This is a genomic window from Burkholderia sp. IMCC1007 (genome assembly GCF_027257875.1).
In the GTDB taxonomy this organism is placed as follows: Bacteria; Pseudomonadota; Gammaproteobacteria; order Burkholderiales; family Burkholderiaceae; genus Burkholderia.
In genome coordinates, this window is sequence record NZ_JAPVQY010000008.1 from 182,169 (window position 1) to 207,602 (window position 25,434).

21 protein-coding genes are annotated in these 25,434 nt (G+C 67.0%); 13 read left to right on the top strand and 8 right to left on the bottom strand.

Going from position 1 to position 25,434, the window contains the following annotated elements; translation table 11 throughout:
- Positions 1–20 precede the first annotated feature (20 nt).
- Positions 21–1,490, top strand: a complete 1,470-nt coding sequence (locus O1Q03_RS10905; protein ID WP_269503333.1) for an OprD family porin — start codon at positions 21–23, stop codon at positions 1,488–1,490.
- Between the two features lie 75 nt (positions 1,491–1,565).
- Here O1Q03_RS10905 and O1Q03_RS10910 read toward each other — a convergent pair whose 3' ends face one another.
- Both O1Q03_RS10910 and O1Q03_RS10915 read right to left on the bottom strand, forming a co-directional pair.
- Complete coding sequence (locus O1Q03_RS10910) at positions 1,566–2,558, bottom strand: DedA family protein/thiosulfate sulfurtransferase GlpE (RefSeq protein ID WP_269503334.1); 993 nt, start codon at positions 2,556–2,558, stop codon at positions 1,566–1,568.
- Positions 2,559–2,714: 156 nt separating this feature from the next.
- A complete protein-coding gene (locus tag O1Q03_RS10915; RefSeq protein WP_096507826.1) occupies positions 2,715–2,984 on the bottom strand; it encodes a hypothetical protein in 270 nt (89 codons plus the stop codon).
- Positions 2,985–4,041: 1,057 nt separating this feature from the next.
- Between O1Q03_RS10915 and O1Q03_RS10920 the strand changes: the two genes are divergently transcribed.
- Complete coding sequence (locus tag O1Q03_RS10920; protein ID WP_269503336.1) at positions 4,042–4,542, top strand: GNAT family N-acetyltransferase; 501 nt, start codon at positions 4,042–4,044, stop codon at positions 4,540–4,542.
- Between the two features lie 253 nt (positions 4,543–4,795).
- Here O1Q03_RS10920 and O1Q03_RS10925 read toward each other — a convergent pair whose 3' ends face one another.
- Both O1Q03_RS10925 and O1Q03_RS10930 read right to left on the bottom strand, forming a co-directional pair.
- Complete coding sequence (locus tag O1Q03_RS10925; RefSeq protein ID WP_269503337.1) at positions 4,796–5,053, bottom strand: DUF4148 domain-containing protein; 258 nt, start codon at positions 5,051–5,053, stop codon at positions 4,796–4,798.
- Positions 5,054–5,555: 502 nt separating this feature from the next.
- Entirely contained in the window at positions 5,556–6,959 is a 1,404-nt protein-coding gene (locus tag O1Q03_RS10930) for a GntP family permease (RefSeq protein WP_269503338.1), read from the bottom strand.
- 325 nt (positions 6,960–7,284) lie between these two features.
- Between O1Q03_RS10930 and O1Q03_RS10935 the strand changes: the two genes are divergently transcribed.
- The 6 genes from O1Q03_RS10935 to O1Q03_RS10960 all read left to right on the top strand — a co-directional run bounded on the left by O1Q03_RS10935 (position 7,285) and on the right by O1Q03_RS10960 (position 13,022).
- Complete coding sequence (locus tag O1Q03_RS10935; protein WP_269503339.1) at positions 7,285–8,754, top strand: sigma-54 interaction domain-containing protein; 1,470 nt, start codon at positions 7,285–7,287, stop codon at positions 8,752–8,754.
- A 66-nt stretch (positions 8,755–8,820) separates the two neighbouring features.
- Positions 8,821–9,354, top strand: coding sequence for a BON domain-containing protein (locus O1Q03_RS10940; protein ID WP_269503340.1), 534 nt, complete (start codon positions 8,821–8,823; stop codon positions 9,352–9,354).
- A 54-nt stretch (positions 9,355–9,408) separates the two neighbouring features.
- A complete protein-coding gene (locus tag O1Q03_RS10945) occupies positions 9,409–9,693 on the top strand; it encodes a hypothetical protein (RefSeq protein ID WP_269503341.1) in 285 nt (94 codons plus the stop codon).
- Between the two features lie 102 nt (positions 9,694–9,795).
- Positions 9,796–10,092 carry an H-NS histone family protein gene (locus tag O1Q03_RS10950; protein WP_059467298.1) on the top strand — a complete coding sequence of 99 codons (297 nt, stop codon included), beginning with the start codon at positions 9,796–9,798 and terminating at the stop codon, positions 10,090–10,092.
- Positions 10,093–10,129: 37 nt separating this feature from the next.
- Entirely contained in the window at positions 10,130–10,438 is a 309-nt protein-coding gene (locus O1Q03_RS10955) for a hypothetical protein (protein ID WP_269503346.1), read from the top strand.
- A 226-nt stretch (positions 10,439–10,664) separates the two neighbouring features.
- A complete protein-coding gene (locus tag O1Q03_RS10960) occupies positions 10,665–13,022 on the top strand; it encodes a bifunctional acetate--CoA ligase family protein/GNAT family N-acetyltransferase (RefSeq protein ID WP_269503347.1) in 2,358 nt (785 codons plus the stop codon).
- Between the two features lie 700 nt (positions 13,023–13,722).
- On the opposite strand, the gene O1Q03_RS10965 is transcribed toward O1Q03_RS10960, so the two are convergent.
- On the bottom strand, positions 13,723–14,274 hold the full coding sequence (locus tag O1Q03_RS10965) for a hypothetical protein (RefSeq protein ID WP_269503349.1): 552 nt from the start codon (positions 14,272–14,274) through the stop codon (positions 13,723–13,725).
- 199 nt (positions 14,275–14,473) lie between these two features.
- Positions 14,474–15,295: an IclR family transcriptional regulator gene (locus tag O1Q03_RS10970; protein ID WP_269503351.1), complete on the bottom strand. Its 822-nt coding sequence runs from the start codon at positions 15,293–15,295 to the stop codon at positions 14,474–14,476.
- Between the two features lie 654 nt (positions 15,296–15,949).
- On the opposite strand from O1Q03_RS10970, the gene O1Q03_RS10975 reads away from it, so the two are divergent.
- Positions 15,950–16,798 carry an ureidoglycolate lyase gene (locus O1Q03_RS10975; RefSeq protein ID WP_269503352.1) on the top strand — a complete coding sequence of 283 codons (849 nt, stop codon included), beginning with the start codon at positions 15,950–15,952 and terminating at the stop codon, positions 16,796–16,798.
- A 191-nt stretch (positions 16,799–16,989) separates the two neighbouring features.
- Here O1Q03_RS10975 and O1Q03_RS10980 read toward each other — a convergent pair whose 3' ends face one another.
- Positions 16,990–17,373 (bottom strand): VOC family protein, encoded by a 384-nt coding sequence (locus tag O1Q03_RS10980; RefSeq protein WP_269503353.1) that lies wholly within the window; start codon positions 17,371–17,373, stop codon positions 16,990–16,992.
- 260 nt (positions 17,374–17,633) lie between these two features.
- Here O1Q03_RS10980 and O1Q03_RS10985 point away from each other — a divergent pair, with 260 nt between their 5' ends.
- The gene (locus O1Q03_RS10985) at positions 17,634–18,281 is read left to right on the top strand and encodes a CGNR zinc finger domain-containing protein (RefSeq protein WP_269503426.1); all 648 of its coding nucleotides are present in this window, start codon (positions 17,634–17,636) and stop codon (positions 18,279–18,281) included.
- A gap of 130 nt (positions 18,282–18,411) precedes the next feature.
- Here O1Q03_RS10985 and prpR read toward each other — a convergent pair whose 3' ends face one another.
- Positions 18,412–20,400, bottom strand: coding sequence for a propionate catabolism operon regulatory protein PrpR (prpR, locus tag O1Q03_RS10990; RefSeq protein WP_269503354.1), 1,989 nt, complete (start codon positions 20,398–20,400; stop codon positions 18,412–18,414).
- Positions 20,401–20,570: 170 nt separating this feature from the next.
- Here prpR and prpB point away from each other — a divergent pair, with 170 nt between their 5' ends.
- From prpB to acnD, 3 genes are all read left to right on the top strand, one after another.
- On the top strand, positions 20,571–21,464 hold the full coding sequence (prpB, locus tag O1Q03_RS10995; protein WP_269503356.1) for a methylisocitrate lyase: 894 nt from the start codon (positions 20,571–20,573) through the stop codon (positions 21,462–21,464).
- A 114-nt stretch (positions 21,465–21,578) separates the two neighbouring features.
- Positions 21,579–22,751, top strand: a complete 1,173-nt coding sequence (prpC, locus tag O1Q03_RS11000) for a bifunctional 2-methylcitrate synthase/citrate synthase (RefSeq protein WP_269503357.1) — start codon at positions 21,579–21,581, stop codon at positions 22,749–22,751.
- 81 nt (positions 22,752–22,832) lie between these two features.
- On the top strand, positions 22,833–25,430 hold the full coding sequence (gene acnD, locus O1Q03_RS11005; RefSeq protein ID WP_269503358.1) for a Fe/S-dependent 2-methylisocitrate dehydratase AcnD: 2,598 nt from the start codon (positions 22,833–22,835) through the stop codon (positions 25,428–25,430).
- Positions 25,431–25,434: the final 4 nt, after the last annotated feature.

Below are 25,434 nucleotides of genomic sequence, written 5' to 3' on the forward strand. Positions count from 1 at the left end.
AACACAAGACGAGAATCACGATGAAAAAGCAGAAGACGATCGGGACGGCATCGAAGATGCTGCTTGCATGGGGCCTGCCGGCGCTCGCCGGCGTATCGCTGAGCGGCGTCGCGCACGCCGACGACGCGGCCCCCGCGCCACTGACGGTCGCGCAGGCCGCACCGGCCGCGGGCGCGAGCACCGTTGCGCAGGCAACGACCCCGAACGCCATTGTCAACGCCGAGGCGACCCAGGCCGTCACGCCGCCCGACGAGCCGTCGGCGCAGTCGAAGTCGAACGGCTTCATTGCCGACAGCCACCTGAACTTCCTGTTCCGCAACTATGCAGACACGCTCGACAACAAGGGCGGGCCGCATCGTCACGCGTGGGTCCAGGGCGCGATGGCGAACTTCGAGTCGGGCTACACGACGGGCCTGATCGGCATCGGCTTTGACGCGTCGCTGTATGCGGCGTTGAAGCTCGACGGCGGCGCCGGCGCCGGCAGCATGGTGCACATCGCGAAGGGCGGCGGCGGTTCGAACCAGCTCGCGTGGGCCTATCCGGGCATCTACGACGTGAAGGCGCGCATCTCGAACACGGTGGTCAAGTACGGTCTGCAGGCCGTCGACAACCCGTTCATGGAACAGCACGACAACCGTGCACTGCCGCCGACGTTCCTCGGCGCGACGCTCGTCAGCAACGAATTCAAGAACGTGATGCTCGAGGCCGGCAGCTTCACGAAGACCGATGCGCGCGGCCACACGACGCTCACCAACCTCACGACGCAATACGGCGGCACGCGCATCAATCGCCTGACCTACGTCGGCGGCACGTGGGACTATTCGCCGGACGGTGAAGTCGCGCTGTACGCCAACCAGGCCGACGACGTGTGGCACCAGTACTACGCGTCGGTGAAGCACAGCATCGGCGATACGAAGTCGATCAAGTGGACCGGGTTTGGTAACGTTTACTCGACGCACGACACGGGCGACGCGCTGCAGGGCAAGATCAACAACAACGCGTACAGCCTGTCGCTGGCCGCGCAGCACGGCCCGCACGAACTGCTGCTCGGTTATCAGCAGGTGCTCGGCGACCAGTTCTTCGACTACCTGAATGAAACGAACGGCATCTTCCTGACCAACTCGATGGACGTCGACTACAACGCGCCGCACGAAAAGTCGCTGCAGCTGCGTTACACGTTCTATGGCAAGGAAGCGGGCCTGCCGGGCTTCAAGGCGATGCTCTGGGGCGTGACGGGCTGGGGCGCGGATGCGAGCGCGGGCGCGGCGGCCGATCCGAGCAAGTCGAGCATCTACTGGAGCAACGGCGCGCCGGTTCAGGGCCGTCACCACGAGTTCGGCTTCATCCCGTCGTATACGTTCCAGAGCGGCAAGCTGAAGGACACGAAGGTCACGTTCATCGCGATGTGGCACAACGGTTCCGCACACTACTCGGATGCGACCAACAAGGAGTACCGCCTGGTCGTGAACGTGCCGCTGCACGCGTTCTGATGGTCTGATCGAAGGGGGGCGCAACGTCCCCCGCGGTATTGTCCGGTTCGCGCGGACGGCCTGCGGCCGGATCGATCAGGCCGGCTTGTGCAAGCCCGCGACCGGATCGTTCGCGGCGGGCATGTCTTCCACCAGCGACGTGAGCTGGCGGCCCGTGTCGCGCCATGCGTCGAGGCCGCCGCGCAGCGGCAGCGCATCGGTGAAGCCTGCATCGAGCAGGCGCTTGGCCATCAGCGCGGCCGTCACTTCGTTCGGGCACGAGCAGTACACGACGAACTTCTGCGACAGCGGGTAGCGCGCGATGATGTCTTCGATGTGCCGCTCGTCCGCGAACTGCGCACCGGGAATCGTGAACGGATCGAGCTTGCGGTGCTCGGGCGAGCGTACGTCGAGGACCACCGGCGCCACCGGATCGCGCAGCAGCCGCTCGAGCTCGTCGACGCCGATCCGCGCGCTCGCGAGCTGGCGGATCAGCGCGCGGCGGCGCATCCAGCGCACGCCCGCATAGATCGCCAGCAGCGCGACGATCACCAGCAGTACCGCGCGGCCCAGCCGGCTCGCGCCGGCGAACAGCCAGTCGATCTGCCGGTAGAACACGAGCCCCGCACCCAGCCCGACGATCGTCCACAACGCGGCGCCGAGCGCGTCGTAGCCGGCGAACGTGCGATAGCGCGTGCCGAGCGCACCGGCCATCGGCACGGAGACGAGCGACAGTCCGGGAATGAAGCGTGCTACTGCGAGCACGCGCACGCCGTAGCGGCCGAAGAAGCGTTCGGTCTTCTTCACGCAGGTGTCGCGCGACAGCGACAGCCGGCAGATCGTCTTCAGCGTCGTGCCGCCGTAGCGCCGTCCGGCGAGATACCACGCCGTGTCGCCCAGCAGCGCACCGAGCACCGACAGCGCGACCACCGTCACGAGCTGCGAGCCGATCATGCCCGGATGCATCGCGGCCATCGCGCCGAACAGCACGAGCGTCGGCATCGCCGGCACCGGCAGGCCGATGGCCGCCGCGAACACGTTGGCGAAGACGAGAAGCGGCCCGTATTGGGCGACGAGGTCACGGAGCATGACGGCTGGCCGAAAAGGATGTGCGCGAGAGAGGATGCGCAGATGGGCCGATTATCGGCCATTTTCAAGCCGGTGGCGGGGAATGACGGAAAGCGCCTGGCGGCAGCAGGGGGATGTCGGTGAGCCGGCGCGCTGGGCGCGGCTCACCGATTGGAATCAGGACGGGGTGCGGGCGAGCGATGCGGCGCCGTGGTTTTCGCCGGGCAACTCGGCGCCGTGCGAGCGGATCGCCGCGATCAGTTCGGCCGGCGTGATCTCGTAGCGGACCTCGCGGTGGATGCCGGGCTTGCGTTCGTCGATCTCGATCAGCAGCACGCTTTTGCCGTCGCCGGTCGCTTCGAGCCGGAGCGAGCGCAATTCGCGGCCGTCGGCCGGGTCGTGTTCGGTGAGCAGGGTCATTGCCCCGGATGAGCCGGAAGTGCGCATCGAACCTATCCTCGTGTCGTGGATGTCGGGTTGGCGAAGATGTCGTTGTCCAGTACAGCGTTGAGGAAGTTTAACGCGAACGGGCCGGAACACGGAGCATTTTCGTGGACCCGAAATGAGGGCTGCACCACCGATCCTTCTGATCTTTGGGCGCGCCGGGCGGGCGTTTCAGCCGGATCGGGCCGCGCCGTGAGTGGCGCCAGGCCGGGCGTTGTCGGACCGGCAGCGGCGGCGGCGTCGGAAACGGTCGGCGAGCCCGGTTGGTGGGTCGCTGACCGAGTGGCGGCCCGTTTCCACGCGGTCGGGCACACGGCGCGAGAAGCTCGCATCGCTGTCGGCGGTGGCGATGAAGCCGTACCCGTGCCGGTCGAGTCTTGCTTGACGTCCTTGATGGTCCCCATTTCGAGGAACACGGGGGAATCGCGAGCGCGCGGCGGAGGCTCGGCGGAAACCCGGATAGCGCGGCGGCGGCGAGGCCTGAAGTGGCGGTCTACCCGAGGAATGTGCGGCGTGACGTCATGGCGCTCGGATCCGGCGATGGTGGACGCTTGCGTGACTGGGTCGGGCTGCACGTCTTGCGTCGTCCCCCGGGGGACGATCCGCGATGCATATGCGTTCGAATGCGTCGGCCGTTGTCTCGATCCTGCGCACCGCACGCATCGCGATGCGGAGCGGTGGATGTCGGCACGTACCGGCCCGTTGAGTGACGATCAGGGGGCGGCCCAGTCCAGGGAGCGCAGATGGCGTCGACGCGATGCGGAAATGACATGGCATGCCTGTGCAGATGAAGTTGCGTGCGCAACTGACAGGCTGTTGTCGAGATGGCGTCGAGGCGGCAGGCAGGAAATCACCGGTTTGCGCGAGCGGTATCGCGCAGGAATTGCCAATTGCGTGATGGCTGCGTGAAGCGGTCGCGTGACGCACATGTCGTTGTGCATGCAACGGCGTCGGGTTGTTCAGTGGCTATGTTTGATTCGCGTCAAATCGGATAAGCTCGATGCGTTGTCGCGTACCCGCAGCAGCGTCCTCCGATCGATACTTTCGACTCTACCCAGTCATGACCGATATCACCATTCGGCACAGCGAGATGCACGACATCGACGCGATCCTGCGAATCGCCGCGCACCCCGCGGTGTACCTCAACACGCTGCAGCATCCGTATCCGTCGCATGAGAAATGGCGGCAGCGGCTCGAACGCATTCGCGAGCACGGCGTGAGCCTCGTTGCCGAAATCGACGGCACGGTGGTGGGCCATCTCGGGCTGCATCCCGAACAGAATCCGCGCCGCCGTCACGCCGCGTCGCTCGGGATGATGGTCGATGCGTCGCATCACGGCCGCGGCGTCGGCACCCGGCTGCTCGCGGCGGCGATCGAACTTGCGGAGAAATGGCTGAACATCACGCGAGTCGAACTGACCGTGTTCGTCGACAACGTTGCGGCGATCGCACTCTACGAAAAGCAAGGATTCCGCATCGAAGGCGAAGCGCCGGACTACGCGTTGCGCGACGGTGCGTATGCGTCGGTGTACCGAATGGCGCGGGTCACGCAGCGACGGTAAAGGAAGCGCGCGTGCGCGATGCCGCGCGTCAGCGTCATATTCATTCGAGAATTCGTTCGTTTTCAAGCGGTCGAGCGAATCGTATCGTCGAGCGATCTGCCGGCTCGCCGCGCGGTGCCGTCGCGTGCGTGCGCATATGCGGCGGCGGGCCGTGGCTTTCTGGTTTTCTGCGTCGATACCTGTGTGACGTGCCGCGGTTTGGGCTGCGTCGACGTGCGCGCCGTCGGGCGGCCCGGGCGCCGCGCGGTTTCGGTTACTGGCCTGAGTCCGACGACGGCGACGCGCCGCGCGCGCTGCCCGAGCCGGCACCTTGCTGCCGCGCGATCTTCGCTTCGGCGGAAATGATGCTGGCCGGGTAGAACCAGTCGCTCGACTGGAAGCCGGCCTGCTTGAGCGCCTTCACTTCGGCGTGAACCTGTGCGCGCGTGAGCGGCGCGTTGGACTGCGCTTGCGCAGCGAGCGGGGCGGATACGGCCAGGGCGATGGCAACTGCATGGATCAGGCGCTTCATGATCGGGACCTCCATGTATTTGACGGGGCGGCCGGCCTTCGTTCGACGAAGCGGCGGCGGTTGAAAAGAGTGTAGGCCTGGCCGCGTGCTGGAAAAATGCGATCGCTCCTAACGCAGTGTTCTGCTGCCGGCAACAATGCGCGGGTGGTGGTGGTGGTGGTGGTGGTGGTGGTGGTGGTGATGGTGATGGTGATGGGGTGGCGGGCGGGGCCGCATGGCGGAGCGTGGCGCGGATGCCGGGATGCTGGTCGCGCAGTAGCGGGCGGAGGTGCTTGAGGTGCTCGAGGCGGTAGGGCCGGGCCGGCTGGATGCCAATTCCGGGTGGCCTGCCGGCGTTTGCCGGCAAACCCGTCCGCAAGCGCTGCGCTGTATTGCGATGCACGCGTGTCGAATCGACGGAAAGGAAGGGAGCGGGAAGGGTACGGGAGGAGCGGAGTGCCGGCCGCGTCGGCGTGGCCGGCCGAGGTGGGGCGGCGCGTGTTGCGCCGCCCGATACGGATGCTTACACGAGGCCCGTGGTGTAGTACACGGCGATCACGAAGAACACCGCGAGCGTCTTGATCACGGTGACCGCGAAGATGTCGCGATACGACTCGCGGTGCGTGAGGCCCGTCACCGCGAGCAGCGTGATGACCGCGCCGTTGTGCGGCAGCGTGTCCATGCCGCCGCTGGCCATCGCGACGACCCGGTGCAGTACTTCCAGCGGAATGTTGGCCGCTTGCGCGCCCTTGATGAACAGGTCCGACATCGCGGCGAGCGCGATGCTCATCCCGCCCGACGCCGAACCGGTGATGCCGGCGAGCGAGCTGACCGACACGGCCGCGTTCACGAGCGGGTTCGGAATGCTCTTCAGCGCATCGCTGACGACGAGGAAGCCCGGCAGCGCGGCGATCACGCCGCCGAAACCGTATTCCGACGCCGTGTTCATCGCGGCGAGCAGCGCGCCGGCGACGGCGGCCTTCGAGCCTGTCGCGAAGCGGCCGCTGACGCGCTTGAACGCCGTGAGGACCACGAGCACGATGCCGAGCAGCAGCGCGGCCTCGACCGACCAGATCGCGACGACCGTCTTGATCGACGTCGTGACCGGCGCATGCACGCCGGGCAGCACCTCCGGCGCGACCGTGTACGACGCGGCGCCGTACCACTGCGGGATCAGCTTCGTGAACGCGAAGTTCGACACGCCGACCAGGATCAGCGGCAGGATCGCCAGCGCCGGACTCGGCAGTGTCTTCGCTTCGACGCGCTCCGGTTCGTTGACCAGCGCCGTGCCGTAGCCTTCACCCTTCGCCATCGCCGAACGACGGCGCCATTCCAGATACGTGAGGCCGACGACGACGATGAACAGCGAGCCGACCGTGCCGAGCACCGGTGCGGCCCAGGCGGTCGTCTTGAAGAACGTGGTGGGGATGATGTTCTGGATCTGCGGCGTGCCGGGCAGCGAGTCCATCGTGAACGAGAACGCGCCGAGTGCGATCGCGCCGGGCATCAGCCGTTTCGGAATGTTGCTCTGGCGATAGAGTTCGGCCGCGAACGGATACACCGCGAACACGACGACGAACAGCGACACGCCGCCATAGGTGAGCAGTGCACACACCGCGACGATCACCGCATTCGCGCGCGAGCGGCCGATGTAGCGGATCGCGGCATGGACGATCGACTCGGAGAACCCGGACAGTTCGATCACCTTGCCGAACACGGCGCCGAGCATGAACACGGGGAAATACAGTTTGACGAAGCCGACCATCTTCTCCATGAAGATCCCGGAGAAGACCGGTGCGACGGCGGCGGGTTCGGTCAGCAGGACCGCGCCGAGTGCGGCGATCGGCGCGAACAGAATCACGCTGTAGCCGCGATACGCGGCGAACATCAGGAACGCCAGCGCGGCGAGGACGATCACGAAAGACAAGGAAGTCTCCTAATGGCTTGGAATGGCTTTGGTTGTTGTTCGATCGCGACGCGTCGCGGACCGGCTCAGGTTCGTGCAGGTTTCGTGCCATAGGCCGGATTGCGCCGCCGGACAAGGGCCCGGCATGGACCGGCGGGCCCGCGCCGGCCAATGTCTGATGATTCTACATAAAACGTCTCCGAATGGAGACGACGCCAGCCGTCATGGCAGCCCTTCGAATCGGGCAGGGCTTTCCCCGACAACGCGTTCCGGCATGTCTCCATAATGAGATAATCCGTCTCGATCCGGAGACATTCGGCCCAGCATACGAGGAGACGACGACACGATGATGAACGACTGGGTTCGCCTGCCCGTCAATTACGGCGACGTGCTGCGGCGCGCCGCCGAGTCGTTGTTTCGAACCTTCGAGGATTCGAGTGCGGGCACGGTGGTCGTCGATCGTGACGCGCGCGTCGTTTGGATGAACGAGCGTTACGCGGCGCGCTTCGGTTTCGCCGATCCGCAGCAGGCGATCGGCCTCGACTGCGAAACGGTGATTCCGAACAGCCTGATGCGCGAGGTGGTGTCGACCGGGCAGCCGATCCTGCTCGACATCATGGAGACGGGCCGCGAGCCGCTCGTCGTCACCCGGCTGCCGTTGAAGAACGAGGCGGGCGAGACGGTCGGCGCGATCGGCTTCGCGCTGTTCGACCAGTTGAAGACGCTCACGCCGATCTTTTCGCGCTACGCGCAGCTTCAGCAGCAACTGATCGCGACGCAGCGTTCGCTCGCGCAGGCGCGTCGCGCAAAATACACGTTTGCGAGCTTCATCGGCACGAGCGCCGCGAGCCTCGAAACCAAGCGCCAGGCACGGCGTGCCGCGCAGGTCGATTCGCCGGTGCTGCTGCTCGGCGAGACGGGTACCGGCAAGGAGTTGCTCGCGCATGCGATCCACGCGGCTTCGGCGCGCGCGCTGCAGCCGCTCGTGACCGTCAACGTCGCCGCGATTCCTGACACGCTGCTCGAAACCGAATTCTTCGGTGCGGCGCCGGGCGCGTATACCGGTGCCGACCGCAAGGGGCGTGTCGGCAAGTTCGAGCTGGCCGATCGCGGCACGCTGTTTCTCGACGAGATCGGCGACATGCCGTTGCCGCTGCAGGGCAAGCTGCTGCGCGTGCTGCAGGACAAGGAGTTCGAACCGGTCGGCTCGAACCGGATCGTGCGCGCGGATGTCCGGATCATCGCCGCGACGTCGGCCGACCTGCCCGCGCTGGTCGCGGCCAGCCGCTTTCGCGCCGATCTCTATTACCGGCTCAACGTGCTGACCATTCACGCGCCGCCGTTGCGCGATCGCGCGTCCGACATTGCGGCGCTCGTCTACGCGACGCTCGAGGAGCTGGCCGCGCAGCACGGCCGCGCCGCGCACTGCGAGCTGACCGACGATGCGCTGCGGATGCTGTGCGCATACCCGTGGCCGGGCAACGTGCGCGAACTGCGCAACACGCTCGAGCGTGCGCTGATGCTGTCGGATCGCTCGGTGATCGATGCGGGTGCGCTCGCGACGTTCCTCGGCCCGGTACGCGTCGCGCCGGACGCCACGCCGGCGGGCACGCTGCCTGCTGCGCCGGGGGCCGCCCGGGACGCGGGCGACGCGCCGGTCGTTTCGTATGCCGATGCATTGGCCGCGTGGGAGCGTCAGTTCCTGACCGATGCCCTCGCGGCTTGCAACGGGAAGGTGGTGGAAGCGGCCGCGCGCATCGGCATCGGCCGCGCGACGCTTTACAAGAAACTGGTGGCGCTCGGCATCGACCGATAGCGCCGCGCGGCGGAGCGTGTCGCGACCAAGCGGCCGAACCGTGGCAGTACCGGACAGGAGACAACGATGAAGTGCATCGGCATCGCCGGATGGATGAGCGTCCTCGTCGCGGCGTCCGCGTTCGCGCAGTCGGGTGATGCCGACGCGCCCGCGGCGCGGCGCAATTGGTACAACGATCCTTTCGTGGCGCTGTCGCGGGACTTTGCCGAATGCCCGCTGCCGCTCGGCCCGTGGATGACCCGGGCCGAGATGGAGGACGATGCGCACTACCGCGCCGAGCGCGGGACGACCTGCTGGCTCGCGCACCGCTGCACGAAGCCGAATTCGTATATGTACGACGCGCCGATCGCCGCGGCCGCGAAGGCTCATTTCGACGGCACCGGCCGCCTGCGGGGCACGAGCCTGTGGATCACCGTGCAGCGCCGCTTCATTTATGTCGAAGGGTGCGCCGATTCGGCATTCGATCGGCAGGCATTGCAACGCGAAGTGGAGGCCCTTCCCGACGTCGAGCGGGTTTTCGTTCGCATCACCGACGATCCACACGGAGCGCTGCCATACAAGACACGAGGCCAGCCCGACAGGACGCCTACTGAACGCTAAAAGACGGTGCATGGCATACTCGCGGGATTCAGAAAAAGGTTGACGGAAAGAACAATGAAACACATGCTTGCGTCGGTCTGTCGGTGGCCTCGAACGCATTGGCGTCAGGCCGGATTGTTGGTCCTTGTCGCGGGGCTCGGCGGGTGTGGCGGCAGTGCGCCGCTGTTTACTTCAGACGGGCGCCCGACCACGCAGGTGCAGTGCACGGGTAACGACTGGAGCAATTGCACGGACAATGCCCGAGCCATCTGCAACGGGGAATTCGACATCGTCCATCGATCGACCGATGACGCCGTGCGAAATCTTCTCTTCGCATGCAAGAAGAAGAGCGGCTATTGATCCCGAAATGACCGGGTGACGACACTGAATCGGGAGAAGCGCTTTTCTATTCGCTTGGAGTCGGCTATTTTTCATGAATAACACTCAGGGAATCCCATCCATATGGCGACCTACAGGCAACTGACTGCGCAGCTCGAAAGGCTTCAGCAAAAAATCGACAAGGAACGCGAAAAGGCAATCGCCGATGCGATTGCCGCCATTCGGGCCAAAATCGAGGAATTCGACATTACGGCAGAGGAACTCGGCTTTCGTCCGATAGGCGCCGCTGCTGCCGCAAAGCCGAAGCGTCCGTTGCCGCCGAAATACCTGAATCCGAAGACAGGCGAAACGTGGAGCGGCCGCGGCCGCGCCCCGGCGTGGCTCGGCAAGAACCGCGCGCGTTTCCTGATCAAGGACTGACTCCCGAAAATCCTCACCTTTCGTGCGTCGACTGACGGTGCGAACGGCCAAACGGCCGTCGCACCGTTTTGTTTTTGTGTCGTTGCGGCGCGCACTCGGCCCGCGAACCGAACCGCAATGCCGCGCGATTAACGGATTGCGTTTTGCGAATTCACTGCAATTCGACCGGATATCGCCGCGAATTGCGGTAAACAGCCCGGCAATTACGTTGCAGTCGCGCATCGGCATTCGCGCGCTTCGCGGTGGTGACGGACTGCCGACGACCATCACCGCTCGCGCATTTACGCAGCGCATCGCGCTATTCCCGAATGTGCTCACCATGGCTCCTGTAAATCCTCACCTTTGACGAGACGGCCGGATCGCCGCATCGTGTCGCTTTCGCGCGGACCTTCGTGCGAAGGCGTTGGTTACGGACCCATGTTGCAAGTGTTGATGCACGCCGCACAGTCGGCCGTTCGGCATATAGGCAGCCGCATCCGGTTCGCCTATGCTTGGAGTTCGCGTCGACCGGCGCACGGCCATCGGTGCTCGTGTACCGGTCGGGTCGTCTTCCGTTACCGTATGGAGCCGCTGTGACCGTCCGCCATCTCGATGCGTTGTTCCAGCCCAAGTCCGTTGCGGTCGTCGGTGCATCGTCGCGCGCGGGAAGTTTTGGCGCGATCGTATGGGCGCGCGTGATCGACGGCGCATTCGACGGGCCCGTATGGCCCGTCAATCCGAAGTATCGCGAGCTGAACGGGCATCCGGTCGTGGCCGATGTCGATCGATTGCCCGCGCCGCCTTCGGTCGCCGTGATCTGCACGCCGCCCGCCACGTGGGCCGGCATCGTGCGCAAGCTCGGCGAACTCGGCACGCGCGTCGCGGTGATCGTCGGCGAGGCGCGCACCGACGCCGATCGCGCGGCACTCGATCGCACGCTCAAGGCCGCGAAGCCGTTCGTCCTCCGTATCGTCGGGCCGGGCAGCCTCGGCGTGTTGTCGCCCGCGCGTCATGCGCATTTCGGCGCGCCAGCCTATACGGCGCGATCGGGTGGCGTCGCGTGGGTGTCGCAATCGAACGCGCTGACGAACGCCGTGCTGGGCTGGGCCGATGCACGGGGGCTCGGCTTTTCGCACGTCGTCGCGCTCGGCGGCGAGGCCGACGTCGATGCGGGCGACGTGCTCGACTATCTGGCGAGCGACCCGGGCACGCGCGCGATCCTGCTCGAACTCGACACCGTGTGCGCCGCGCGCAAGTTCATGTCGGCCGCGCGCGCGGCGGCGCGCAACAAGCCGGTGCTCGCGCTGCGCACCGGGCGCGCGGATCCCGGCGATGCGCTGTACACGGCCGCTTTCCAGCGCGCGGGGATGGTGCGTGTCGATGCGCTCGACGATCTGCTCGACGAGATCGAGACGCTCGGTGTCGGGCGGGTCGCCGCGCGCGGCGCGGCGACGCTCGTGACGAGCGACGCGGGCGTCGCGAAACTCGCGGTCGATGCGGTTGCCGAGGTGCGCGACGTGCTGGCCGACTGGCCGGCGGCGGCAACGTCGGCGGTAGCGGCGGCGTTGCCGCATCTCGCCGCTCCCGGCAATCCGCTTACGTTGGGCGACGATGCGCGTCCCGAGCATTTCGGTGCGGCCATCAAGGCGCTCGCACCGTTTCCGCAGACGGGCACGCTGTTCGTCGTTCATTCGACGTCCCACAGCGCGCCGGCCGATGCCGTTGCGCGCACGCTGATCGAATCGCGTCAGCATGCGTATCGCGGCATCCTTGCGTGTTTCTTCGGCGCGGTCGACGCGGCGACGCGCGACGCGTTGCACGCGAACGGCATCCCGGTACACACGACACCGCAGCGGCTGGCACGCGCATACGCGCGTCTCGTCGATTACCACCTCGGGCGGCAGTTGCTGATGCAGACGCCCGAGGGCACGCCGCCACAGCCGGCCGAGTGTGTCGCGTCCGCACAGGCCGACGCTCGCCGGATGGTCGAGGCCGGCGAACACGAGCTGGCCGGCGACGCCGCGTTGCGCTGGCTGTCGCACTTCGGCCTGCACGGCGAGCCGGCCGATGCCCCGGCCGGCGGGCGGGTCGTCGACGTCACGGTCGACATGTACGACGATGCGAACTTCGGCCCGGTGTTCCGCTATGCCGTGCCGCCCGTGGATGGTGTATCGGCGCCGTTCGTCGTACACGGGCTGCCGCCGTTGAATACCGTGCTCGCCCGCGCGGTGATGGAGCGTTCGCCGTATGCGCGTCGCGCGCCCGTCGAGCCGACGCTCGGCGCACTGACGGCGTTGTCGCAAGTGGTGTCCGACGTCCGCGAAGTGGTCGCGATGTCGATCACGCTGCGCGTGCTGTCCGATCGCGCGTACATCATCGCGCCGCGCGTCACGCTGGCCACCGGGCGCAGCCGGCTCGCGATCATGCCGTATCCGCGTCATCTTGAGCAGACGCTCGAATGGCGCGGCGAGACCGTGACGATCCGCCCGATCCGTCCGGAAGACGAGGAAGCGCACAACGAGCTGCTGCGTTTGATGACGCCGGAGGATCTGCGCATGCGCTTCTTCGGCGCGGTGCGCAGCTTCGATCACTCGCAAGTGGCGCGCATGACGCAGATCGACTACGACCGTGAGATGGCCTTCATCGTAGCGTTCACCGATGTGTCGGGCCAGTCGCACACGCTCGCGGTCGCGCGCGCGGTCGCCGACCCCGACAACGAGACCGCGGAGTTCGCGATCGCGGTGCGACCCGACCAGAAGGGCAAGGGGCTCGGCCGCCTGATGTTGACCCGCATCATCGACTATGCGCGATCGCGCGGCACGGCATGGATGATCGGCGAAGCGCTGCGCGAGAACACGGCGATGATCTCGCTGGCGAAGTCATGCGGGTTCACGACGTCGACGACGGAGGAGCCCGGCGTGGTGGGCTTCAGAATGAAACTGCAGCCTTAGCCGCGCATGACGCGCACCGGGCCGAGCGGCGATGCGCAGGCGTGCGACGCGGTACGGTGTGCACGGCATCCGCGATGCTCATTCACTGCCGTGCCGATTCGCAATACTTTGGGATGCAGAATATCGGCGCCCCACCGGATACGCGAAGCGGTGCGGCTCTCAGTGACCCGCTGGAAACGCGAATTCGTCGAGACACAGCATTCGCATCGGGCTTGCCGCGAGCGTCGACGGCGTCTGCGTGTGGACGATTCCGGCTGCGTATTCGAGCACGCTGCCATCCGCATTCGGCCCCTTCGGCAGCGGAAATATCGAAAGGTGAGATTTTTCGGGAGCAGCGGGTGAGCTTTTCCGGGACTCATGAGGTGAGCCGATACGGGAGCGATTCGGTGAGCCTTCCGGGGACCTGGCGGTGAGCGCTTGCGGGAAGCCCGGTGAGCCTTTCCGGGAGGGCTTGCAAAGCGTCTGCGCAACGCATCGGTGAGGGGTTTCGGGACACGCAGGTGAGCGTCTCCGGGAGCCTTCGGTGAGCTTTTGCGGGAGGTGCGGGTGAGCCCTTACGGGAGGTGCGGGTGAGCCCTTACGGGGCCCAAGGTGAGACTTTTCGGGAGCCCGAAAACGGAGCGCTCCGGCTGGCGCGGCGCCGGCGTTTGCCGGCGTCCGCGTCGGGGCGGGCATGCATGAACCGTGCCCGAGGAGGAATTTACGCAGCGAGCTTTGCCGCTGCGTCGTTCACCTGCTCGCGGGAAATCGCGAGCTCTTCGAGGTGCGTGTCGGCATAAACGCCGCCGGTTTCGCGCTCGAGGCGGGCGATCGTCAGCGCACAGCGTGCGGTGTCCTTCGGCATGGCGATGAAGCGCTTGATCGACTCGCCGGACGTGAATGCATCGAACAGCGCGGCGCGCACGTCGTCGGGAAGCGTCTTGGTCCACTGGTACGGCTTGCCGTTGAACGTGATCGACGGCGGCAGCGTGCGTTCCTTCTTCGTGGCGGTGATGAGCCCGTAGGTGCGGGCGGCGTCGCCGATCTGCTCGGGCGAGAAGAGTTCGTCGGGCGTGATGTCGAACTGTTCGATGTAGTTTTCGATCGCCTGCATCGCTGCGGCACGGTCGTCGCGCTTCTGCTGCGCGCGCGCGACGATGTCGCGCAGCTCGTCCGCTTCCTCGGGCGTGATCGTGAAGCTCGCCTGCTTCTGCTGAAGTTCGGAGAAACGCTGGAATTCTTGATCGTTCAGAAGTTTGGCCATGACATCCATCGGATACGGCAGCCGCGACAGCCGGCCGCCGTAGTTTTTGAGAGGGCCGCTATTTTAGCGTAGCGCCGGTGCCTGTCCGGTAACGACCTGCGGAACGCCCGCGCAGGCCGGCGCCACCGCAGCGCCTCGCGCGCATTGCGCACGACTGCCCGCCGGCCCGACCGCGCGCCCCTCCGGCAGCCTGCGACCCAAACCCGCGTCAGCACGTCTCCGCGCGGCACATCGACAGGCGGCCGGCCGTGTCGCGCAGCCGGTCGACGACCGTATCGACGGACGGCGCCGTGTGCGTATCGATCCGGCGCATGTACGGGCAGGTGAGCACCGCGATCGCATGGCCGGACGGGCCGAGGATCGGCGTGCTCAGGTCGGTGACGCCGTACGCCTGCCGGCTGTCCTGGCGTACGTAGCCGGACTGGCGGATCGACTGGCACGCGAACGCGAGCTCCTGCTCGTTCATCGGCGCTTCGCCTTTGACCTTGCGGTGCTCGGCCAGCATGTCCGCGCGCTGCTCGGAACTCTGGAACGACAGCATCACGCGGCCCGACGCCGTATCGGCGAGCCCGACCCGCGAGCCGAGCCGCACCGATACGCCCCACGCGCCGGGGCCGTCGACCTGCGCGATCACGAGCAGGTTGCCGCGATCGTAGACGGACAGATGGCACGACTGTTCGGCGGCATCGGCGAAACGCTGCATCAGCGGCAATGCCTCGGCGATCAGCCGGTTCATTGGCGGGTGCCGGTGCGCGAGCGCGAACAGCTTGAGGCTGAGGGTGTAGCGGTCGCCGCCGCTGGAGCGCATCACGTAGCGGCGCGCCACGAGACGTTCGAGCATCCGGTAGATCTCGCTCGCGTTGCGGCCGAGCTCCTTCGTGATCTCGGTGCGAGTGAGTCCTTCCTTCTGTTCCGACAGGAGTTCGAGAATGTCGAGACCCTTGTCCAGAGCGGGGGCGCGATAGCGGTCGGTCGCGCCCATCGACTCCCGTGCGTCGCTGCCTAGAAACGGGTTGTTGGTCGTTTGCATCGTGGGTATGAGGTCAGTGAGTTTCCGATCGACAGGCGACGCACGCTGCCGATATCACACACGGATCCGTTGGCTTCGGACGTTCAAGCACCATTCGTCCGAGCTTAACAATAAACTTTCAGTGTGCAATGCAGCGTCTTTTTACCGATCGTTACCGATCATGAACGGATCAACTGTCGTTTTCGATGACAGGGTCGCAACGGATATTGCCTATTCATTGTCGCGCGCCGCTGCGACGCGGATTTCGACGCCATATGAGCGGGGGTGCCGGCTCTGATGCTGCGCCGCAGCATCGGCGGTTGCACCAATAGTCGGTATCCGCCGCGGGCCATTTCATTGCGGGCGGCCGATGGTACAAAGAGCGGCGGGCCAGCGACGGCGCGGCCGCGCGTGAAGCCGGCCAATCGGGCCGACACATGCCGCGGATGCCGGGCCGTCGTCGCCGATGCGCAGACCGGCGGCCGCCCGTTCGATGCGCGTCGCACTTCGGTGCGGCGCCGCGATCGCTGCGCCCGCGCGAGCCTCGCGCGTCGAACGGCCTGCCGGCTACCGCGCCGACGCGTGCCATCGACGATCGACATTCAGTCCGGCGCGTGGCTGTGAACGGCTGCGTCGGCCGGTATCCTGTCACATTCGACAATGAGGTTGAGCACGATGAAACTGCTTCGCTATGGTCCGTCCGGCCAGGAAAAGCCCGGTATTCTCGACGCGGACGGCCGGATCCGCGACCTGTCCGCGCACGTGCCGGATCTTGCCGGCGACGTGCTGTCCGACGCCGGTCTCGCGCGGTTGCGCGCGATCGATCGGGCCACGCTGCCGCTCGTATCCGGCGAGCCGCGCATCGGCGCGTGCGTCGGCCGCGTCGGCAAATTCATCGGCATCGGTCTGAACTATGCCGACCACGCGGCCGAAGCCGGCATGCCGGTGCCGAAGGAGCCGGTGGTGTTCGGCAAGTGGACGAGTTCGATCTGCGGCCCCAACGACGGCATCGACATCCCGAAGGGCTCCGTGAAGACGGACTGGGAAGTCGAACTCGGCGTCGTGATCGGCGCGACCTGCAAGGACGTCGACGAAGCGCGCGCGCTCGATTACGTCGCGGGCTATTGCGTCGTCAACGACGTGTCCGAGCGCGAATGGCAGATCGAGCGCGGCGGCCAGTGGGACAAGGGCAAGGGCTTCGACACGTTCGGCCCGATCGGGCCGTGGCTCGTCACGCGCGACGAGGTGCCGGATCCGCAGCGCCTCGACCTGTGGCTCGAAATCGACGGCCACCGCTATCAGAACGGCAACACGCGCACGATGGTGTTCAGCGTCGCGCAGCTGATCGCCTATCTGTCGACCTGCATGACGCTGCAGCCGGGCGACGTGATCACGACCGGCACGCCGCCGGGCGTCGGGATGGGCATCAAGCCGACGCCGGTGTTCCTGAAGCCCGGCCAGTTGGTGCGCCTCGGGATCGACGGGCTCGGCGAGCAACTGCAGAGCACGCGCGGCGCGCAGTAACCGCGGGTGCGGCGCGGGACGCGGTGCCGCCGCAACGCGGCTGCCTTCGCCCAGCGCATGCCGATACGATCTCCCGCACGATTGCGGCGGGATCGTCGCACACCGAACATCGATGCGGCAAAGACAAGGGCCCGATTCCGCGCGATGCGGAATCGGGCCCTTGTCGTTCGTCGTCGCCGGGACGCAGCGGCTCAGACGATGTTGTCGAGTTCGCAGTGCGCTTCGAGCCGATATCCGTCGGGATCGACGACGAACGCCGCGTAATAGCCGGGACCGTAGTGCTCGCGCTTGCCGGGGCCGCCGTTGTCCTGGCCGCCGTGCTGCAGCGCGGCGCGGTAGAACGCATCGACCTCCACCGGCGACGCCGCGCGAAACGATACGTGCAGCCCGGATTCGGGATCGGCGACGACCGGACGCTCGGCGTGCTGCAACCACAGCACGGGCTCGGTGGTGCCGTATCCGAGGGATCCGTCGTCGCTGTGCAGCCGTTTATAGCCGAGCGCACCGAGCGTGCTGTCGTAGAACGCGCGGCTGCGGTCGATGTGGGCAACGCCGAAGGAAAGGTGATCGATCATCTGTGGCTCCTTGAACTGAAGAGTGGGACGTCAGTGCAGCAAACCTTTTGCAGGCGCGCGGCGGGCCGCTCGGGCTCGGGGCGAACGCGTCCCGCCACGCTGTCGCGGGACGCACGGCCGCAATCGATCTGGATAACTCCGCAGCGGAGACGATCGAACATCTGTGGCCCTTTGAACCAAAGAGCACGGCCGTGCCGCAAACCCGTTTTTAACCACCATGCTGGTTATGTTAGGAAGCGACCTCACGCTTGTCAACCGGCATGGTGGTTAGATACGATCCGCACATGAACGATACGCAACCTTCCGTCACGACGGACTGCCTGATTCCCGCGCCGGCCGAAACGCTGAGCATCGATTTCGCGAACACGCTGTACTGGCGCGGCGCCGACGCGCCGACGGAAACCTTCGGCACGCTCGACGACCTGTTCGTGTGGTGCCGCGAGCAGGCGCGCGTGCCGGCCGGCCTGGCCGACGCGTGTCGCGCTGCGGAGAAGGAGAAAGACGACGAGCCGGCGACGCTCGCGCGCGCACTCGCGTTGCGCGAGGTGCTGTATCGGCTTTTTCACGCGCAAGCCGAGCGGCGCGAGCCGCACGCGGACGATCTCGCGCTGCTTGCCGGTTTTCTGGCGGAAGCCGCGCCGCGCGTCGCGCTGACGCGGATCGACGGCGGTTATGCGTGGCGGATCGGGAGCGCGGGCGCGACGCTCGCAGGCATGCTGAGCCCCGTGCTGTGGTCGGCGATCGACCTGCTGGGCGGCGCACGGCTCGCAAAGGTCAAGCGCTGCGCGAACGACGCATGCCAGTGGCTGTTCATCGACGACAGCAAGAACGGTAGCCGCCGCTGGTGCTCGATGTCGTCGTGCGGCAACCGTGCAAAGGCGTACCGCCACTATCACAAGGCTGAATGAAGCGTCGGGTCAAACCCGCTTCGCGCCCGTCCGCCCGGAAACTATTCCGCCGACAGCTTGCGCCACAGAGCCGCCTTGCTGACGCCAAGCGTTGCGCATGCGCGAACGCGATCGCCGCCGCCGCCGACACCTATTTCGCCGACAGCTTGCGCCACAGCGTCGTCTTGCTGATCCCGAGCATCGCGCATGCGCGATCGCGGTCGCCGCCGCACGCATCGAGCACCGCGCGGATCTCGTCGGCTTCAGCACGGCGGCGGCGCGCCTGCAGCGTTTGTGCATCGTCGGCGCTGCCACCGGCCGCATCAGGCGGCGCGGCGAACAGCTCGGGCGCGATCGCCTGCAGCGCGTCGGGCGCGAGCGCGCCGCACGCGGCGCCCGGATCGTTCTCGTCGACTTCCTCGGCCAGCTCCACCGCGATCCGCTCGACCACGTTCTGCAATTCCCGCACGTTGCCGGGCCACCGGTAGCGCGCGAGCGTCGCCTGCGTCGCGTCGAGCACGCGCATCGCGTCGCCGGCATCGCGCACGCGCTCGGCCAGCCGCGGCTCGCGTCGCGCGGCCTGCACGAGCAGCGTCGCGGCGAGCGCCGGAATATCGGCCGCGCGATCGCGCAGCGGCGGCAGGCCGATGTTCAGGATGTTGAGCCGGTAATACAGATCCGCGCGGAACGTGCCGGCTTCGACGGCGGCGAGCAGCGGACGATGCGTCGCGGCGATCACGCGCACGTCGATGCGGATCGGCTCGGTCGAGCCGAGGCGAATCACCTCGCGCTCCTGCAGCACGCGCAGCAGCCGGCTTTGCAGCGACGGCGGCATTTCGCCGATCTCGTCGAGAAACAGCGTGCCGCGATGCGCGGCCTCGAACAGCCCGGTCTTGCCGCCGCGCCGCGCGCCGGTGAACGCGCCTTCCTCGTAACCGAACAGCTCGCTCTCGAGCAGCGCCTCCGGAAACGCGCCGCAGTTGACCGCGACGAACGGATAGCTGCGCCGCGCGGACAGCGCATGCAGGCTCTGCGCGATCATCTCCTTGCCGGTGCCGCTTTCGCCGAGCACGAGCACGGTCGCGTCGGAGCGCGCGTAGCGGCGCACCAGCTCGCGTACGCGCGCCATCGGCGCGGACGTGCCGACCACGTCGTCGAGCGCGTAGCGCGCCGCGAACTGCTGCGTGTTCGGCTGCGAGCGCAGCGCGCGGTCGAGCCGCTCGACCGCGCGCGATTCCTGGAACGTCAGCACGCTGCCCGACGTGACGCCACGGTCGACGAGCGGCCCGCGATGCACGACGTAGCGCACGCCGCGCACGGTCGCGAGCGCGTCGCCGTCCTCGCCGCGCAGCGTGCGCAACTCCGGCCGCAGATCGACGAGCGCACGGCCGACGGCCGCCGCCGGTTCGACCCCGAGCGCCGACGCGAGCCGCTCGTTGATCGCCTCCACGCGGCCGCGCGCATCGAGCGCGACCACGCCGTCGCGCAGGTGCTGCAGCAGGTTGTCGAGCCGCTGGCGGCGAAACGCCTCGGCGTGCGTCGCGTACGCGACTTCGAGCGCCGTCTCGACCGCCTTGCGCACCGACGCGTGCGAATACAGGAACACCGCGCCCATGCCGGCGCCGGCCGCGAGATCGGTGACGAGGCCCGGGCCGACGATCGTCTCGATGCCGCGGTCGTGCAGGTCGTGCACGCAGGCTTCCGCTTCCTGCGCGGACTGATATGACGCAAACTGCACGTCGAGGCCGTATGCGGCGACGAAGCGGCGCACCTCCGGCGGCGTCTCGCCGGCGCTGACGAGCGCGATCCGCGACGCGTCGCGCCGGGCGCGCGCGAGCGCCTGCATCACGTCGAAGCCGGTCGGCGACACGACCACCACCGGCACCTGCGCCCGCGTTTTCAGGAAGCCGCCGTTCGAGCCGGCCGCGACGATCACGTCGGGCCGCGCGGTGCCGGCCTCGGCGATCGCGCTCAACGCGTCTTCATAGGCGCGCGTGACGATGCGCACGTCCGCGCGTTCGTCGAATTCGCCGGCGATCTCGCGAAACAGCTCGCGCAGGCGGCTGATGCCCATCGCCCAGATGCGCGGGCGCACCGTTCGGTCGGCCGGGCCGACGGGTTTGGTCGAGGAGAGGTCCATGGCGACCGATTATGCGCGTGAGATTTCATTTTTGAAACATGAAATTACCGAATTGAAATCACAGGGCGCTGACCCGCCCACGCCGCTTGCTTAAGAATCAGTGGGTTAGCGGCGATCCGCAAGCTGGCCCGGTCCTTGCTGTTGATGGTCATTCCTTCAGGAGGCCGTTCATGAGCAACACGCATCTTCAGAGCGCCGGCGCGAAATTCCGCGCGGCAGTCGCGGCCGAGCAGCCGCTGCAGGTGGTCGGCGCGATCACCGCGTACGCGGCCAAGATGGCGCAGGCCGTCGGCTTCAAGGCCGTGTACCTGTCGGGCGGCGGCGTCGCCGCGAACTCGCTCGGCATCCCGGACCTCGGCATCAGCACGATGGAAGACGTGCTGATCGACGCAAGCCGGATCACCAACGCGACCGATCTGCCGCTGCTGGTCGACATCGATACCGGCTGGGGCGGCGCGTTCAATATCGCGCGCACGGTCCGCTCGTTCATCAACGCCGGCGTCGCGGCCGTGCACCTCGAGGACCAGGTCGGCCAGAAGCGCTGCGGCCACCGTCCGGGCAAGGAAGTCGTGCCGACCGAGGAAATGGTCGATCGCGTGAAGGCCGCGGTCGATGCGCGTACCGACGACCAGTTCGTGATCATGGCGCGCACCGATGCGGCCGCCGCGGAAGGGATCGACTCGGCGATCGAGCGCGCGGTCGCGTACGTGGAAGCCGGCGCGGACATGATCTTCCCGGAAGCGATGAAGACGCTCGACGACTACCGCCGCTTCAAGGCCGCGGTGAAGGTGCCGATCCTCGCGAACCTGACCGAGTTCGGCTCGACGCCGCTCTTCACGGTCGACGAACTGCGCGAGGCGAACGTCGACATCGCGCTGTACTGCTGCGGCGCGTATCGCGCGATGAACAAGGCCGCGCTGAATTTCTACGAGACGCTGCGTCGCGACGGCACGCAGAAGGCCGCTGTGCCGACGATGCAGACCCGTGCCGAGCTGTACGACTTCCTCGGCTATCACGAATACGAGCAGAAGCTCGACGCGCTGTTCGCGCAAGGCAAGAAGTAACGTGCCCGCGCGCCGGGACGCGGTTCCCGGAACGCTTTGCATGAAGCCGGGCCGCGCGCGCCAGCGCCGCGCCCGGCCGACATGACACCCCGATACCCATTGGAGAAAGGAAACATGAGCGAGACGAAAGACGCAGCAGCACCGGCCGCCGCAGGCGCATTCAAGCCGAAGAAGTCGGTGGCGCTGTCGGGCGTGACGGCCGGCAACACGGCGCTCTGCACGGTCGGCAAGACCGGCAACGACCTGCACTATCGCGGCTACGACATTCTCGACGTCGCCGAATCCTGCGAGTTCGAGGAAATCGCGCATCTGCTCGTGCACGGCACGCTGCCGAACCTGACCGAACTGGCTGCGTACAAGACGAAGCTGCGCGCGCTGCGCGGCCTGCCGAGCGCGCTGAAGGTCGCGCTCGAGCAGATCCCGGCATCGGCCCACCCGATGGACGTGATGCGCACCGGCGTGTCGGTGCTCGGCACCGTGCTGCCGGAGAAGGACGATCACAACCTGCCGGGCGCGCGCGACATCGCCGACCGCCTGATGGCGTCGCTCGGCTCGATGCTGCTGTACTGGTATCACTTCTCGCACAACGGCAAGCGCATCGAGACGGAAACCGACGACGACTCGATCGGTGGTCACTTCCTGCACCTGCTGCACGGCAAGACGCCGTCGAAGTCGTGGGTCGACGCGATGCACACGTCGCTGATCCTGTACGCGGAGCACGAATTCAACGCATCGACGTTCACGGGCCGCGTGATCGCGGGCACGGGCTCGGACATCTACTCGGCGATCACCGGCGCGATCGGCGCGCTGCGCGGGCCGAAGCACGGCGGCGCGAACGAAGTCGCGTACGAGATCCAGAGCCGCTACAGCTCGCCGGACGACGCCGAAGCCGACATCCGCCGCCGCGTCGAGAACAAGGAAGTCGTGATCGGCTTCGGCCATCCGGTCTACACGATCTCCGATCCGCGCAACAAGGTGATCAAGGGCGTCGCGCACAAGCTGTCGAAGGAAGCGGGCGACACCAAGCTGTACAGCATCGCCGAGCGCCTCGAAGCGGTGATGTGGGACGCGAAGAAGATGTTCCCGAACCTCGACTGGTTCAGCGCGGTGTCGTATCACATGATGGGCGTGCCGACCGCGATGTTCACGCCGCTGTTCGTGATCTCGCGCACGTCCGGCTGGAGCGCGCACATCATCGAGCAGCGCGTCGACAACAAGATCATCCGCCCGAGCGCGAACTACACCGGTCCGGAAGACCTGCAGTTCGTGCCGATCGAGAAGCGCTGATCGCCGGCCGCGCGCGCCGGCGCCCGTGATGCGGGCCGCCGGTGCGCGCGCAACGTCTTACCCCGAATTCCGCCCCACATCATGAATACCGCCTACCGCAAACCCCTGCCGGGCACGTCGCTGGACTACTTCGACGCACGTGCCGCGGTCGAAGCGATCGCCCCCGGCGCGTACGACACGCTGCCGTACACGTCGCGCGTGCTCGCCGAAAACCTCGTGCGCCGCTGCGATCCGGCGATCCTCGCCGATTCGCTGAAGCAGATCATCGAGCGCAAGCGCGAACGCGATTTCCCGTGGTTCCCGGCGCGCGTGGTGTGCCACGACATCCTCGGGCAGACGGCCCTCGTCGATCTCGCCGGCCTGCGCGACGCGATCGCGGACGGCGGCGGCGACCCGGCGAAAGTGAACCCGGTCGTGCCGGTGCAGCTGATCGTCGACCACTCGCTCGCCGTCGAATGCGGCGGCTTCGATCCGGACGCCTTCGCGAAGAACCGCGCGATCGAGGATCGCCGCAACGAGGATCGCTTCCACTTCATCGAATGGACGAAGAAGGCGTTCGAGAACGTCGACGTGATCCCGCCGGGCAACGGCATCATGCACCAGATCAACCTCGAGAAGATGTCGCCGGTGATCCAGGCGCAGGATGGCGTCGCGTACCCGGACACCTGCGTCGGCACCGACAGCCACACGCCGCACGTCGACGCGCTCGGCGTGATCGCGATCGGCGTCGGCGGGCTGGAGGCGGAGAACGTGATGCTCGGCCGCGCGTCGTGGATGCGGCTGCCCGATATCGTCGGCGTCGAGCTGACCGGCAAGCGCCAGCCCGGCATCACCGCGACCGACGTCGTGCTCGCGCTGACCGAATTTCTGCGCAAGGAAAAGGTGGTCGGCGCATATCTGGAATTCCGTGGCGAAGGCGCGGCGAGCCTCACGCTCGGCGACCGCGCGACGATCTCGAACATGGCGCCCGAATACGGCGCGACCGCCGCGATGTTCTTCATCGACGGCCAGACGACCGACTACCTGCGCCTCACCGGCCGCAGCGACGAGCAGGTGAAGCTCGTCGAGACCTACGCGAAGGCCACGGGCCTGTGGGCCGATACGCTCGCGAACGCGCAGTACGAGCGCATGCTGACGTTCGACCTGTCGAGCGTCGTGCGCAACATGGCCGGCCCGTCGAACCCGCACAAGCGGCTGCCGACGTCCGATCTCGCCGCGCGCGGGATCGCCGGCCAGTGGGAAGAGAAGCCGGGCGAGATGCCCGACGGCGCGGTGATCATCGCGGCGATCACGAGCTGCACGAACACCAGCAACCCGCGCAACGTGATCGCGGCCGCCTTGCTCGCGCGCAACGCGAATGCGAAGGGTCTCACGCGCAAGCCGTGGGTCAAGAGCTCGCTCGCGCCGGGCTCGAAGGCGGTCGAGCTGTATCTCGAAGAAGCGAAGCTGCTGCCGGAACTCGAGAAGCTCGGCTTCGGCATCGTCGCGTTCGCGTGCACGACCTGCAACGGGATGTCGGGCGCGCTCGATCCGAAGATCCAGCAGGAGATCGTCGAGCGCGACCTGTACGCGACGGCCGTGCTGTCCGGCAACCGTAACTTCGACGGCCGCATCCACCCGTATGCGAAGCAGGCGTTCCTCGCGTCGCCGCCGCTCGTCGTCGCGTATGCGATCGCCGGCACGATCCGCTTCGACATCGAGAAGGACGTGCTCGGTCACGATCAGAGCGGGCAACCCGTCACGCTGAAGGACATCTGGCCGACCGACGATGAGATCGACGCGATCGTCGCGTCGAGCGTGAAGCCCGAGCAGTTCCGCAAGGTCTACGAACCGATGTTCGCGCGTACGGCCGATTCGGGCGAACGTGCGGCACCGCTGTACGACTGGCGCCCGCAGAGCACGTATATCCGCCGTCCGCCGTACTGGGAAGGCGCGCTGGCCGGCGAACGCACGCTGCAGGGCATGCGTCCGCTCGCGGTGCTCGGCGACAACATCACGACCGACCACCTGTCGCCGTCGAACGCGATCCTCGCGAACAGCGCGGCCGGCGAGTACCTCGCGAAGATGGGCCTGCCGGAAGAGGACTTCAACTCGTACGCGACGCACCGCGGCGACCACCTGACCGCGCAGCGCGCGACCTTCGCGAACCCGACGCTCGTCAACGAGATGGCGGTCGTCGACGGTGCGGTGAAGAAAGGCTCGCTCGCGCGTGTCGAGCCGGAAGGCAAGGTCATGCGGATGTGGGAAGCGATCGAGACGTACATGAATCGCAAGCAGCCGCTGATCGTGATTGCCGGCGCCGACTATGGCCAGGGCTCGTCGCGCGACTGGGCCGCGAAGGGCGTGCGGCTCGCGGGCGTCGAGGCGATCGTCGCCGAAGGGTTCGAGCGGATTCACCGCACGAACCTGATCGGGATGGGCGTGCTGCCGCTCGAGTTCAAGCCGGGCACGAACCGCACGACGCTCGGCATCGACGGCACCGAGACCTTCGACGTGATCGGCGAGCGCACGCCGCGCGCCGATCTCACGCTCGTGATTCACCGCAAGAGCGGCGAGCGTGTCGAGGTGCCGGTGACGTGCCGGCTCGATACGGCCGAGGAAGTGTCGATCTACGACGCGGGCGGCGTGCTGCAGCGCTTCGCGCAGGACTTCCTCGAATCGTCGCAGGCGGCGGCCTGACGGC

Excerpts from the sequence above, each read along its gene's own strand:
- prpB (WP_269503356.1), top strand. The coding sequence starts at position 20,571 with ATGAGCAACACGCATCTTCAGAGCGCCGGCGCGAAATTCCGCGCGGCA.
- O1Q03_RS10920 (WP_269503336.1), top strand. The coding sequence starts at position 4,042 with ATGACCGATATCACCATTCGGCACAGCGAGATGCACGACATCGACGCG.
- O1Q03_RS10970 (WP_269503351.1), bottom strand. The coding sequence starts at position 15,295 with ATGCAAACGACCAACAACCCGTTTCTAGGCAGCGACGCACGGGAGTCG.
- O1Q03_RS10940 (WP_269503340.1), top strand. The coding sequence starts at position 8,821 with ATGAAGTGCATCGGCATCGCCGGATGGATGAGCGTCCTCGTCGCGGCG.
- O1Q03_RS10905 (WP_269503333.1), top strand. The coding sequence starts at position 21 with ATGAAAAAGCAGAAGACGATCGGGACGGCATCGAAGATGCTGCTTGCA.
- O1Q03_RS10985 (WP_269503426.1), top strand. The coding sequence starts at position 17,634 with ATGGTGGTTAGATACGATCCGCACATGAACGATACGCAACCTTCCGTC.
- O1Q03_RS10915 (WP_096507826.1), bottom strand. The coding sequence starts at position 2,984 with ATGCGCACTTCCGGCTCATCCGGGGCAATGACCCTGCTCACCGAACAC.
- O1Q03_RS10925 (WP_269503337.1), bottom strand. The coding sequence starts at position 5,053 with ATGAAGCGCCTGATCCATGCAGTTGCCATCGCCCTGGCCGTATCCGCC.
- O1Q03_RS10910 (WP_269503334.1), bottom strand. The coding sequence starts at position 2,558 with ATGCTCCGTGACCTCGTCGCCCAATACGGGCCGCTTCTCGTCTTCGCC.
- O1Q03_RS10980 (WP_269503353.1), bottom strand. The coding sequence starts at position 17,373 with ATGATCGATCACCTTTCCTTCGGCGTTGCCCACATCGACCGCAGCCGC.
- prpR (WP_269503354.1), bottom strand. The coding sequence starts at position 20,400 with ATGGACCTCTCCTCGACCAAACCCGTCGGCCCGGCCGACCGAACGGTG.
- O1Q03_RS10965 (WP_269503349.1), bottom strand. The coding sequence starts at position 14,274 with ATGGATGTCATGGCCAAACTTCTGAACGATCAAGAATTCCAGCGTTTC.
- acnD (WP_269503358.1), top strand. The coding sequence starts at position 22,833 with ATGAATACCGCCTACCGCAAACCCCTGCCGGGCACGTCGCTGGACTAC.
- O1Q03_RS10975 (WP_269503352.1), top strand. The coding sequence starts at position 15,950 with ATGAAACTGCTTCGCTATGGTCCGTCCGGCCAGGAAAAGCCCGGTATT.
- prpC (WP_269503357.1), top strand. The coding sequence starts at position 21,579 with ATGAGCGAGACGAAAGACGCAGCAGCACCGGCCGCCGCAGGCGCATTC.
- O1Q03_RS10935 (WP_269503339.1), top strand. The coding sequence starts at position 7,285 with ATGATGAACGACTGGGTTCGCCTGCCCGTCAATTACGGCGACGTGCTG.
- O1Q03_RS10950 (WP_059467298.1), top strand. The coding sequence starts at position 9,796 with ATGGCGACCTACAGGCAACTGACTGCGCAGCTCGAAAGGCTTCAGCAA.
- O1Q03_RS10945 (WP_269503341.1), top strand. The coding sequence starts at position 9,409 with ATGAAACACATGCTTGCGTCGGTCTGTCGGTGGCCTCGAACGCATTGG.